11 protein-coding genes are annotated in these 13,276 nt (G+C 32.3%); 4 read left to right on the top strand and 7 right to left on the bottom strand.

All coding sequences use genetic code 11. The features are described from left to right. Genes GQS07_RS02495 through GQS07_RS02480 form a run of 4 tightly spaced genes read right to left on the bottom strand, consistent with a single transcriptional unit; the run spans position 1 to position 2,360 of the window. The gene (locus GQS07_RS02495; protein WP_158209471.1) at positions 1-441 is read right to left on the bottom strand and encodes a TPM domain-containing protein; all 441 of its coding nucleotides are present in this window, start codon (positions 439-441) and stop codon (positions 1-3) included. 2 nt (positions 442-443) lie between these two features. Then, positions 444-1,040: a LemA family protein gene (locus GQS07_RS02490; RefSeq protein WP_090405102.1), complete on the bottom strand. Its 597-nt coding sequence runs from the start codon at positions 1,038-1,040 to the stop codon at positions 444-446. A gap of 13 nt (positions 1,041-1,053) precedes the next feature. After that, positions 1,054-1,383 (bottom strand): MerR family transcriptional regulator, encoded by a 330-nt coding sequence (locus GQS07_RS02485; protein ID WP_090405104.1) that lies wholly within the window; start codon positions 1,381-1,383, stop codon positions 1,054-1,056. Beyond that, on the bottom strand, positions 1,383-2,360 hold the full coding sequence (locus GQS07_RS02480; protein ID WP_090405107.1) for a M23 family metallopeptidase: 978 nt from the start codon (positions 2,358-2,360) through the stop codon (positions 1,383-1,385). Before GQS07_RS02480 ends, GQS07_RS02485 begins: the two co-directional genes overlap by 1 nt. Before the next feature lie 220 nt (positions 2,361-2,580). Here GQS07_RS02480 and alaS point away from each other — a divergent pair, with 220 nt between their 5' ends. From alaS to GQS07_RS02465, 3 genes are read left to right on the top strand one after another with little or no spacing between them, the layout of a single operon-like run. Next, a complete protein-coding gene (gene alaS, locus GQS07_RS02475) occupies positions 2,581-5,208 on the top strand; it encodes an alanine--tRNA ligase (RefSeq protein WP_158209470.1) in 2,628 nt (875 codons plus the stop codon). Positions 5,209-5,268: 60 nt separating this feature from the next. After that, positions 5,269-6,225, top strand: a complete 957-nt coding sequence (locus GQS07_RS02470; protein ID WP_158209469.1) for a GSCFA domain-containing protein — start codon at positions 5,269-5,271, stop codon at positions 6,223-6,225. Positions 6,226-6,227: 2 nt separating this feature from the next. Further along, a complete protein-coding gene (locus GQS07_RS02465) occupies positions 6,228-6,860 on the top strand; it encodes a DUF4230 domain-containing protein (RefSeq protein WP_158209468.1) in 633 nt (210 codons plus the stop codon). Here GQS07_RS02465 and GQS07_RS02460 read toward each other — a convergent pair. Further along, entirely contained in the window at positions 6,855-8,606 is a 1,752-nt protein-coding gene (locus tag GQS07_RS02460) for an aromatic amino acid hydroxylase (protein WP_158209467.1), read from the bottom strand. The genes GQS07_RS02465 and GQS07_RS02460 overlap by 6 nt on opposite strands. A 357-nt stretch (positions 8,607-8,963) precedes the next feature. On the opposite strand from GQS07_RS02460, the gene GQS07_RS02455 reads away from it, so the two are divergent. Next, positions 8,964-10,325 (top strand): hypothetical protein, encoded by a 1,362-nt coding sequence (locus GQS07_RS02455; RefSeq protein ID WP_158209466.1) that lies wholly within the window; start codon positions 8,964-8,966, stop codon positions 10,323-10,325. Between the two features lie 350 nt (positions 10,326-10,675). Here GQS07_RS02455 and GQS07_RS02450 read toward each other — a convergent pair whose 3' ends face one another. Both GQS07_RS02450 and GQS07_RS02445 read right to left on the bottom strand, forming a co-directional pair. Then, positions 10,676-11,224 (bottom strand): DUF4136 domain-containing protein, encoded by a 549-nt coding sequence (locus tag GQS07_RS02450; RefSeq protein ID WP_158209465.1) that lies wholly within the window; start codon positions 11,222-11,224, stop codon positions 10,676-10,678. Positions 11,225-11,243: 19 nt separating this feature from the next. Then, a complete protein-coding gene (locus GQS07_RS02445) occupies positions 11,244-13,229 on the bottom strand; it encodes a urocanate hydratase (protein WP_158209464.1) in 1,986 nt (661 codons plus the stop codon). Positions 13,230-13,276: the final 47 nt, after the last annotated feature.

Below are 13,276 nucleotides of genomic sequence, written 5' to 3'. Positions count from 1 at the left end.
CTATGCTTTTGAAATTTCGTTTGGTAATTCGTTTTTGTTATCTCCTTGTGAAGGGAAATACACTTTTAATTTACTACCTGCTTTAAGGATGCCATATATAAGTCCTTGTTTATATAATCCCTGTTTAAAGTGATTAATAACAAGTTCTTTAGTTCCTTCCCAAAAGTTTTCGTTTTTGACTTTCTCGTCTATTGCTTTATCTCCTAAGATTACGAAAGCTTTTGAGTTGATACAGATATAAAACAAAACACCATTTTGTTGTGATGTTTTATTCATGTCTAATTCAAAAAATACTTCCTGCGCTCTTTGCATAGCTTCTTTTTTAGTAGAAGTTTCTATGTGAACTCTTATTTCGCCTGAAGTATTTTTTTCTGCTTGCTCTATAGCTTTTATGATTTCATTTTCATCTGCAGTAGATAAAAAATCAGAGATCGTAGCCATAATTAAAATTCAAAGTTAACTTCTACTGGTTTCTCAGCACCTTCAACAGCATTAAAGAAAGATTTTTCTTTATAGCCAAACATACCAGCGAAAACAGAATTAGGGAATCTTAATACATAGTTATTGTAATTCATTACTGCATCGTTAAAACGTATTCTTTGAGTTTGAATAGTATTTTCTGTACTTGCAATTTCATCTTGTAATTTCAAGAAGTTAGTATTTGACTTTAATTCAGGATAGTTTTCAGAAACCACTAATAACTTTGAAAGACTTGAAGATAACTGACTTTGTGCTTTATTGAATTGCTCAAAGTTTTCAGGAGTCATATTTGTTGGGTCAATAGTTACTTTAGTAGCATTAGCACGAGCATTAATAACGCTTTCTAAAGTGCTTTTTTCAAAATTAGCTGCCCCTTGTACAGTTTTCACAAGGTTACCGATAAGGTCGTTTCTTCTTTGGTAAGCTGTTTGAACATCAGCCCATTGTTTTTGTTCTGTTTGTGTTAATTCTAAAGCGTTGTTTTTGATACCAACTCCATAACTAAATAGACCGATAAAGATTACAACTAATACGACGATAGGTACTAAAGCTTTTTTCATTTGTTTTTACTGTTTAAAGTTCATTTTTAATATTAATAAGGGCATTCTTAATTCCCTCTAACTTTTTTATAATTTCGAAATTGTCTGCAATTTCTTTTGGTTTGCTTTTAAGGTAATCTTTTGCACCATCAAGAGTAAATCCTCTTTCTTTCACAAGGTGATAGATTAATTGTAAGTTCTCAACATCTTGAGGAGTGAACATACGGTTTCCCTTAGCATTTTTCTTTGGCTTGATTATATCAAATTCTTTTTCCCAAAAGCGCAATAAGGAAGCATTTACATTAAAAGCTTTTGCAAGCTCTCCAATGCTGTAATAACGTTTGTCAGGTAAATTTAATTCCATTAGTCAAGTGATTGATTTTCTTGGTTAGCCTCTTGTGCCATAAGCTCAAATTCTTTAGCTGAAATTTCGCCGTAATAGTAATTAAGAGGGTTTACTACATTTCCTAAATAATGTACTTCATAGTGTAAGTGTGGTCCTGAACTACGACCACTACTACCTACGTATCCGATTATGTCTCCACGTTTAACGGTTTGTCCAGCTCTTGCATTATATTTGCTTAAGTGGGCATATCTTGTTAAGTATCCATAACCGTGGTCTATTTCAATAAGATTACCATATCCTGATAATTCATTATTAGCTCTAATTATTTTTCCATTTCCTGTTGCGAAAATAGGAGTGCCTATTTCTGCAGAAAAATCCATACCAGCGTGGAATTTTTTAATCTTTGTAAAAGGGTCACTTCGGTATCCATAACCTGAAGCCATTCTTTTCAAATCTTCATTTTTTACAGGTTGAATTGCAGGAATAGAAGCGAGAAATTCTTCTTTCTTTTTAGCTAACTCGATGATGTCATCTAACGATTCAGATTGAATAGCAACTTGTTTTGTTAGCTGATCAATCTTCATATTTGTTTCTGTTAAGAGTTTTTCATTATTTAAGCCAACAAAAGAACGATATCTGTTTATTCCTCCTAAGCCCGATTTTCGTTGTTCTTCAGGAATTGGTGAAGTATTAAAATAAGCACGGTAAATATCGTTGTCTCTAACTTCTAATTCATCAAGAACTTCAGCTACAAGGTCTAATTTTTTATTTAGTAGAACATAATTTGTTTTAAACTCAGCAAGTTCTCTTTCTTGCTTTTTTTCTTTAGGCGTTTGTAATATGTTTGTATTGATCATGACAAATAGGCCTAAAACACCAAAAATAGCTGCAGACAAGATAAATAAGAAAATATTACTTATTTGTTTGAACTTTTTTGGGCGTATTTTTAGGAACGCTAATTTTTCGGGGTCGTAATAATATTTTACCTTAGCCATATTTTAAAAAAACACTATTTTTGCACTAAAATTTTTTAATCCTTCAGTTTTTAAATATCGTTAGCTAACAAATTTAAAAAATGTTTTTGGTTTATTGATGTTTTAAGTCAACAAGGATAGATAAAAGAAAAAGGTTATTCACTAATTTACAAAATGTTTAACAAGTAAAAGAATAGCTTTATATTAACAATAGAATAGATAAATTTAGTTTCCATAGGATATGAAATCACAAGAAATTCGTCAGAAGTTTTTAAGCTTTTTTGAAGAAAGAGAACATTTAATTGTTCCTTCTGCTCCGATCGTTTTGAAAGACGATCCAACTTTAATGTTTAATAACTCTGGGATGGCCCAGTTTAAAGAATATTTCTTAGGGAACGCCAAGCCAAAAAGTAATCGTATCACTGATACTCAAAAATGTTTACGTGTATCAGGAAAACACAATGACTTAGAAGAGGTAGGTATTGATACTTATCACCATACTATGTTTGAGATGTTAGGGAACTGGAGTTTTGGTGATTATTTCAAGAAAGAAGCTATTAATTGGGCATGGGAATTGTTAACAGAGGTATATAAAATACCGAAAGACATTCTTTATGTTACTGTTTTTGAAGGTAGCAAGGAAGAGAATGTTCCATTTGACCAAGAAGCTTATGATATTTGGAAAGGATTAATTTCTGAAGATAGAATTCTTTTGGGTAACAAGAAAGATAATTTCTGGGAAATGGGAGATCAAGGGCCTTGTGGACCATGTTCTGAAATTCACGTAGATATTCGTTCAGCTGAAGAGAAAGCAAAAATAGCAGGTAAAGATTTAGTAAATGCAGACCATCCTCAAGTAGTTGAGATTTGGAATAATGTATTTATGGAGTTTAATCGTAAAGCAGATGGTTCTTTAGAGAAATTACCAGCACAACACGTAGATACAGGTATGGGGTTTGAACGTCTTTGTATGGTTTTACAAGGAGTTCAATCAAACTATGATACAGATGTGTTCACGCCATTAATTGCTAAGGTTTCTGAATTAACTGGAGCTAAATACACTATAAAGGCTGCTAATGAGGAAGAAGATAAGGTAAATATTGCAATTCGTGTTATCGTTGACCACGTAAGAGCAGTTGCTTTTGCAATTGCAGATGGGCAGTTGCCGTCAAATAATGGTGCAGGATATGTAATCCGTCGTATTTTACGTCGTGCTATTCGTTATGCATTCACTTTCTTAAATAAGAAAGAACCATTTATTTACCAATTAGTTGATGTGTTGAGTACTCAAATGGGAGATTTCTTCCCTGAGATTACAAGCCAAAGAGACTTAGTTAAGAATGTAATTAAAGAAGAAGAAGCTTCTTTCTTAAGAACATTAGAACAAGGATTACACTTATTAGACAATGTAATTGCACAAACAGAAGGTAAAGTTGTTTCTGGAGCTAAAGCTTTTGAATTATACGATACTTTTGGTTTTCCAATTGACTTAACAGCATTAATCTTACGTGAAAAAGGATTAGAACTTGATGAAGCTGGTTTTGATGCTGCAATGACAGAACAAAAGAATCGTTCTCGTGCTGCTTCAGAAGTATCTACAGATGACTGGACAATGTTAGTGTCTGGAAATGTTGAGCAGTTCGTTGGATATGATCAATTAGAGAATGACGTTAAGATTACTCGTTATAGAAAAATTGATAGTAAAAAAGATGGTAAGTTATTCCAAATCGTATTAGATGCTACTCCGTTCTATCCAGAAGGAGGAGGACAAGTAGGTGATTGCGGAGTTTTAGTTTCAGCTAATGAAACTATTAAAGTGATTGACACGAAAAAAGAGAATAACTTAATTCTACATATAGTAAAAGAATTACCAAGTAATGTAAATGCAAGTTTAGTAGCAAAAGTTGATGTAGAGGCAAGAAAGCTTTCAATGGCAAATCACTCTGCAACACACTTGTTACACCAGGCATTGCGTACAATATTAGGTACTCACGTTGAGCAAAAAGGTTCGTTAGTATCTCCTTCTCACTTGCGTTTTGACTTTTCACATTTCGCTAAAGTTACAGAAGAAGAGTTACAACAAGTTGAAGATTTTGTAAATGATCGCATTCATGAGCAATTGCCTTTAGTTGAACGTAGAAGTATTCCAATGGCTCAAGCTATTGCAGAAGGAGCTATGGCATTATTTGGAGAGAAATATGGAGATGAGGTTCGTGCTATTCGTTTTGGAGAGAGTATGGAATTATGTGGAGGAACACACGTAAATAATACAGCAGACATTTGGCAGTTTAAAATTGTTAGTGAAGGAGCTGTTGCAGCGGGTATTCGTCGTATTGAAGCTATAACTAACAAGGCAGCACGTAATTTCTATACAGAACAAGAAGATACGTTAAAAGAGCTTAAAATAGTTTTAAAGAATCCACAAGATACTTTGAAAGCAGTAGTTTCTTTGCAAGATGAAAATGCTAAGTTGAAAAAACAAGTAGAGCAGTTGTTGAAAGAAAAAGCTAAAAACCTTAAAGGAGAATTGAAAGGACAAATTCAAGAAGTTGATGGAGTTTCTTTCTTAGCTGTTGAGGTAGATTTAGATGCATCTGGAGCAAAAGATTTAGCTTATGAATTAGGTAATGAATTCACTAATCTGTTTGTGTTATTTGGAAGTGTTAGTAATGATAAACCAATGTTGACTTGTTATGTTTCAAAAGAGATTGTAGAAACAAAAGGATTAAATGCTGGTCAAATAGTACGAGAACTTGGTAAGTATATCCAAGGTGGAGGTGGAGGTCAAGCCTTCTTTGCTACTGCAGGTGGTAAGAATCCAGCAGGAATAGCGGAGGCTGTTTTACATGCTAAAGATTATTTAAAATAAAAACTGATTAAAAAAAGATTCTCATTGAGAATCTTTTTTTATACTTAATTATTTCAACTTATGAAGTTTAGTACAGTAGTTCCTATAAAATCAGTAAAGAAGCCAATAACATATAATGATAAAATAGTGTCATTAGGTTCTTGTTTTGCTGTGAATATGAGTGAGAAGTTTAAATCATTTCAATTTCAAAGTATAGTAAATCCTTTTGGGATCTTATTCCATCCTATTGCTATTGAGCGTATTTTAGAATATGCCAGCAATGGATACGAGTTTACTGAAGATGATGTGTTTTGTCATAATGAAGTTTGGAGTTCTTTTATTGCTCATTCAGATATGAATGAATTAGAACAAGAAGATATTGTTACTAAGTTAAATGTAAAGTTATTTGATTTACAAGTAGCCTTAAAAGAGTCTTCTGTTATAGCTATTACTTTTGGAACCGCTTGGGTTTATGAACATAATGAAACAGGTGTAGTGGTAGCTAATTGTCATAAAATACCACAATCTAATTTTACTAAAAGGTTATTGACTTACCAAGAGTTACTAAATAGTTACTTGAAAATCATTAAATTAGTAAAAGAAATTAATCCAGGGATAGAAATAATCTTTACAATTTCTCCAGTACGTCATTTTAAAGATGGTATTGTTGAAAACCAAAGAAGCAAATCTTTATTGTTTACAGCATTACATGATGCTATAGAACAGGTTGGAGTTAATAGTATTAATTATTTTCCATCTTATGAAATTATGATGGATGAGTTGAGAGATTATCGTTTTTATAAAGCTGATATGTTGCATCCAAATGAACAAGCTGTTGATTACATTTGGGAGCGCTTTGTTAGTACATACATACATCCTGATATGATTACTATTATGCAAAAGGTTCAGGAGGTTCAAAAAGGACTTAATCATAGACCTTTTAATCCTACTGCTGAGCAACATTTAGCTTTTTTAGATACGTTGATTGCTAAGATTGATTATTTGTTAGAAAAATATCCCTTTATGAGTTTTAGATAGTTATGAGAAAAGTACTAAGAGTTATTTATGCACTATTTATAGTGTTGTTTTTTATGTTTTCAGGTGCAATATTATACAATTCTTTTTTTAAAAAGGACAGTGATAATATGCAGTACAATTCTATGTTGATTCAAGAACAATTGAAAAACGTAAGTAAATTAGTTGTTACAGAAGCCCACTACTCTCAAGTAATGACGTACAAAGATCAGCAGAAATATTTTTTAAACTTACTCTCTTTTGATAAGAAAGCTGTAGTCATAGTGAATGCAAAAGCAACAGTAGCATACGATTTAAGTCAATTAAAATATCAAATAGACGAGAAAAGGAAAGTAGTTCAATTGTTATATATTCCAGAAGCAGAAGTTCAAATTTATCCTGATTATAAGATTTACGATGTAGAACAAAGTACATTCAATCCTTTTATAGGAGATGATTACAACAAAATAAACCAAAAGATAAAAAAAGATATTGCAACTAAAATAGAAAAGTCCACTTTAAAAACGAATGCAGAGAATCGTTTAATAAGTGAACTTTCCAAGATATTAATTTTGACTAATACATTAGGTTGGACTTTAGAGTATCAAGGTAATGTAATAAGTACAGATAATGATTTAATGATGGATTTAGCTTTATAAATTATTTAAAATAATATACATACCATCTTTTATTAAGTGAGCTACCTCAGGTCTTTTTAATTGTAAAGACTTCAGGTGGCTCATTGCTTTTTCCGTTAATTCGTTATTGTTGTTAGTATGAGCAAGCTCTAATATTTCTATTGACAATAACCAATCATTAGCATATTCGTTGATAACTATATCTAAAACATTGTTTAAATCACAAGAAGCTTGTTTCTCTCTATATTCTCGAATTGAGGCATACAAGCTTTCTAATTTTATTCTTTGTTCATCTCGTTTAGCTTTAATAGTATGAGATGATGGTACGTGGTTTATTAAATCGAAACTGTGGTAGTCAGCAGGACCTGAGAAAGCTGAGATAATATTGGCTCCTACGGCCATATCGTAAGTTCCCCATTCAGGTTGGAATAATACTTCATCGTAATGTTTAACAGTACAGTCTTTAAAACTAATTAAGATGATTTTACCATGAATATTTCTAATACCTGTAATATTTGTTCCAGAAACAGTAATTCCTCCTTCAAATTCTAAGGTTACAGGTTTGTTTTCATATAGGTTATAAGCTTTTAAGTCACGAGGACTCATATCTTCAATAGCAAGGTTGATTCCTTTTAGTCTACCTAAAGCTGTTCCAAAGCCGTGAGGATGTGTTTCTGTACCGTGGCCTACTAATTCTTTTTCTCTATATGCTAATGCCGTTTTACCTGTTGTTTGTACGTATGCAGGTTTCCCTTCATCCTCTATAACTCTTGTGAAAACTCCAGAAATTTGTATACCAGTATTTAATTCAATAGTCCCTAAAGCTTTAGAATCAATTAGCTTTTTAATTCCCATTAAACCTCCTTTTCTCAAAGCCATTTTATTAGCAAACTCTTCCAAAACTTCACTTAAATAAGCAAAATCAGGTGTAACATATAATTGAGGTTGAGGTTTTGTAATATCAAACCCTTGTTGAGCAGCTTCAATTGAATAAGGGAGCTTTTTTACATTATCTGTCATACACCAAGCGCTCTCTCCAATAGAAGAAAGTAATCCAGCACCATATATTTTAGGGTTGTTAACCTCACCGATTAAACCATATTCAACAGTCCACCAATGAAGATTTCGCACTAAAGCCATTTCAGAAGGTTCTCCTGCATTATTTTGTAAGTACTCAACTCTTTCTTCAGCAGCATCAATTTCTTTTTGATCAACACCTTCTGCTTCCTTTAAAATAGATAATAGACGTATTGCTTCATATATTTCATAGTCGCGACCAGAAGAAATGGCTTTACAACCAATTTCTCCGAAACGTCTTAAATATTCGGCATATTCTGGATTTGCAATAATAGGAGCGTGACCAGCACCTTCATGAATAATATCAGGAGCAGGAGTATATTCTATATTTTCAAGTTGTCTAATGTCTGATGCAATTACAAGAACTTTATATGCTTGAAACTCCATAAATGCATTGGGTGGAATAAAACCGTCAACTGCCACAGCAGCCCATCCTATTTCTTTTAGGATACGATTCATCCCATACATACTTGGAATACTTTCAACTGAAATACCAGTTTTTTCTAAACCTTCAAGATATGATTCGTGAGCAACTTTAGAAAGATAATCAACATTTTTACGCATCACATATCGCCATACAGCTTGATTAATCGGATTATAATCTTCATAATTCTGTGGTTTGATAAATTGCTTTAAATGATTAGGTAATCTTTCAATTAATTCATTGCTTTCATATTCTTGAGGTTTCATATGTGATATTTATTAATGTTAATTGTAAATATAGTAAAAAACAATAGTTAGTACTTTTATTGGTTATTTTTTTTGGCTTGTTGTTAGAATTTAAATTTTTGATTTGCAATAGTTACCAATGATACTATTTTAATATTTTTTGTAATTAAGTTTGTTTGAGACTTTTGAAATGTATTAACTTTAATTAATGAGTTAATTTTTTAATTATATCTTTTATTTAGTGTGTTTATTTTAATGTTTTTACTTTTAATAATGTTTTCTAAAAACTTAATTAAGATATTTTTTAACTTAATATTTTGTAAAAGAAAAAAAGTTTATATCTTGTGATCGAATTAATTAACTAATAAACTAATACTTATGAAGAAATTATTTATGTTTTTAGCTGTAGCAGGGTTAGCTACATTTGGAGCATCTTGTAGTAGTGATGACAATTCAGATGAACCAGTTAAAGTAGAAGCAGGTCAATTAGCGGTTAAAGCTGATAAGACTGAAATTAATGCAGGAGAGTCTGTAAAGTTCTCAGTTACTTTAGATGGTAAAGAAGAAAAAGGATCGGAGCTTTTTATTGGAGATGAGCAAATTTACACACCTCACAAATTTGAGAAAGCTGGTGAATTTGAAGTTGTAGCTAAGAAAAAGGGTGCTAAAGACAGTGCTGCTGTAAAAATTACTGTTAAAGGAGAAGGAGAAGAAGTTCCTGGAGATAAAAAAACGTTGGTATTGACACCAGATAAATTAGAGGTTTTTGTTGGAGGTGAAGTTAAATTTAGTGTAACTGATGGTGAAGCTGCTGTTTCTGGAGTAAAAATTACTCAAGTAGGAGGGGCTGCATTAACATCTGATGTTTGGAAAGCTGACAAAGTTGGTACAGTTAAATTCGTTGCTGAGAAAGAAGGTTATGGAAAAAGTAATGAAGTTAGTGTTGTAGTTGCTGAGGACAAAGCTCCAAACAAATTAGTATTGACAATTGTAAATCTTAATGATTTGAACGAAGGAAATCCAATCATCGTTGAGGTGAAAGATCAAAATGGAAATTTAGTAGAGAATTCTGTTTTTCATATCTTAGGTCAAACTTTTAAAATGAAAACAGGAAGATTAAATCTTAATGGAGCTGGACCAGGTGAATATGAAGTTTATGCAACTTTTGAGGAATTAAAATCTGATGTACAGAAAATCGTTGTTAAGTCTGGAGGAAAACCTGTAGGTAGTGGTAAATTTACGTATGGAGATGTTTCTGAATCTGTTGTTTCTGAGGTGTATGGATTAGAAGAAATTAAAAATATAAATGGACAAAATTTTGCAATTTGGATTTCTCAAACTAAGACTGCTACTTATGTTATTCAACAAAGTTTTGCATCTATGGTAACATTAGACGCGAATGGAAATATCATAAATGACGGATTACAAGATGAAGTAATCAAGTTAGAAATAGGATATTTCTTAGGTGCGGGTGGTGCATTTGATAAATTAGAGAGAGATGAGAAAGGTGTTGTGGACAGTGCTCAGCTGAAAATAAGCTATAAAGTGTTAGGTGCAGGTACATCTAAAGCATATAAAAAAGTTGCTATAAATAGCTCTGCAATCACTGCAAAAGGCAAGGCGACTAGCTTAGTTTTTAACGGAGATGCTAAAGAAGTTAACTGGGAAAAAGGTAGTTCTAAAGGAAATACATTAAGATCTATGAAATCTGCAGTTGTTAAGTTGACTGTAGTAGAATAATTTTTAGGCTTACTATATAAACAAAAAAAACAGTAATGAGCTTTAATGGTTCATTACTGTTTTTTAAGATTTATTTCATTATGTTTTTATAGATGTAATTGAGTATATTATATAAAGAGGGCAATGTAAAAGCTTACATTGCCCTCTTTTGTTGTTTTATTTGGTGACTTTTGTTTTTTATGAGATGAATTTTTTTACAGATTAAATATTTTGGCTGTTGAGAAAGAATAACGCTTTAATTTTAAGTTGTTTTATTGTATAATTAGTTGTGTTTGTTTTAAAATATAATTAACCTTATAAAGCAAAAAGGTCGGTGTAATTATTACACCGACCTTTTTTATTTTAATAGATTACTTCCCTTTAGTTGGAGGGAAATTTTCTAAGATTTTTTGAGCAAACTCTTTAATCTTAGCTTCTTTTTTTTCAGTATTGTAATTTTTACCTAATACCCCGGTACCTATTCCTTGCCAAACAAGGGATTTTTTCTTTGTATCTAAAATATCAATATAAAGTATTCCTTGCGTTGATGTACTTACTGTTGTATTGTTAGGTCCCCAATAAGGTCCCCATCCATAGTAACCCCATGGTGAATAAAAATTGTTGTTATTTGTAATATCAACTCGTTTTTGAGCCTTAGTGAAAATATTGATTAAGAAGTCAGGATTTGCATCTGATTTTTGTAACCCTTTTTCAGTTAAAGTTTGATCTATAGCATTTAGAATACGTTTCTTATCAATGTCGTTTAATTCAACATGATCAATTCCTTCTTTAAAAAAAGCGTAAGTCTTCAAATTATTAAAGTTTACGTCTTTGTCATAATCAGAAGTAACCTGTATACTACTACAAGCGGTTACAAACAGCATTATGAAAGCAACGGGTAATAATTTCAATGTTTTCATAAGATTTATTTTTTTGATATTATAAAAGTTTTTCGTCTACTATATTTGGTAAAGTAACTTTTAATAATGGTTCAGCTTCCATTGCTCTTTTAATAGCAAATATAGCCTCGTCATTTCGTGCCCAACTTCTACGTGCTATACCATTATTAACATCCCAAAACAGCATTGATTTTAATCTGTTCTCAGCATCTTTAGTACCGTCAAGTACCATACCAAAACCTCCGTTAATAACTTCTCCCCAGCCTACACCACCACCATTGTGGATAGAAACCCAGGTAGCACCTCTAAAGCTATCTCCAATTACATTATGGATTGCCATGTCAGCAGTAAATTTAGAACCATCATAGATATTCGAAGTCTCTCTGTAAGGAGAATCTGTTCCTGATACATCATGGTGGTCACGTCCTAAAACAACTGGTCCGATTTTACCTGCCTCAATAGCATCATTAAAAGCCTTTGCAATTTTAATTCTACCTTCAGCGTCGGCATATAATATTCTTGCTTGAGAACCTACAACTAATTTATTTTCTTGAGCTCCTTTTATCCATCGAATATTGTCTGCCATTTGTTGTTGAATCTCTAAAGGAGAGTTAGCCATCATTTCTTCTAAAACTTGACAAGCAATTTCATCTGTTTTAGCTAAATCTTCCGGATTTCCAGATGCACATACCCAACGGAAAGGACCAAAACCATAGTCAAAACACATTGGCCCCATAATATCCTGTACATAACTTGGATATTTAAAGTCAATTCCATTTTCTGCCATTATATCTGCCCCAGCTCTTGAAGCTTCTAATAAAAAGGCATTTCCATAATCAAAGAAGTACGTTCCTTTAGCTGTATGTTTATTAATTGCTGTAGCTTGTCTTCTAAGAGATTCTTGTACGTGTTCTTTAAACTCAACAGGATTGTTTGCCATCATATCATTAGCCTCTTCAAATGACAATCCAACAGGATAATAACCACCTGCCCAAGGGTTGTGTAAAGAAGTTTGGTCAGAACCTAAATCTACATATAAGCCAACTTCATCAAATTTCTCCCATACTTCTACAATATTTCCTTGGTAAGCAATAGAAACAATTTCTTTTGCATCTTGTGCTTTCTTAACTCTTGTTACTAATTCATCAAGATCTGTAATCACTTCATCAACCCATCCTTGAGAATGTCTTGTATGAACTGCTTTAGGATTTACTTCAGCACAAACAGTAATACAGCCAGCAATATTTCCTGCTTTAGGTTGAGCTCCACTCATTCCTCCTAAACCAGAAGTAATAAATAATTTACCAGCTAAGCTTTCGCCATTTTTCGCTATTTTTCTACCTCCGTTTAACACTGTAATGGTTGTTCCGTGTACGATACCTTGAGGTCCAATATACATATAACTACCAGCAGTCATTTGTCCATATTGTGTAACTCCTAATGCATTAAATTTTTCCCAGTCATCTGGTTTTGAATAATTAGGAATCATCATACCATTTGTAACCACAACACGTGGTGCATTTTTATGAGAAGGGAATAATCCCATAGGGTGACCAGAATACATTACTAATGTTTGTTCATCTGTCATTTCAGATAAATATTTCATTGTTAGTAAATATTGAGCCCAGTTTGAGAATACACCTCCATTACCACCATAAGTGATTAATTCGTGTGGATGTTGTGCTACAGCGTAGTCCAAATTATTTTGGATCATTAGCATAATAGCTTTTGCTTGCAATGACTTTCCTGGATATTCATCAATAGGTCTTGCATATATTTTATAGTCAGGACGAAATCTATACATATAAATACGTCCATACTTTTCTAATTCTTCTTTGAACTCTGGCAATAAAGTTGCGTGATGTTCAGGTTCAAAATAACGCAATGCATTTTTTAATGCTAATTTTTTCTCTTCATCAGAAAGAATTTCCTTGCGTTTAGGAGCGTGGTTTATTGTGGCGTCATAATCTTTCTTCGCAGGAAGTACTGTTGGGATGCCCTGCTGAATAAGCTCTTTAAATGTCATTTTATATGTTTTTTGTTCGTTTATGTATTTTATTTGGTAAGTACGCC

The organism is Myroides phaeus, from assembly GCF_009799805.1.
Lineage (GTDB): Bacteria > Bacteroidota > Bacteroidia > Flavobacteriales > Flavobacteriaceae > Flavobacterium > Flavobacterium phaeum_A.
The sequence above is the reverse complement of the archived record's forward strand: the minus strand, read 5'-3'. Positions and strand labels throughout refer to the sequence as shown.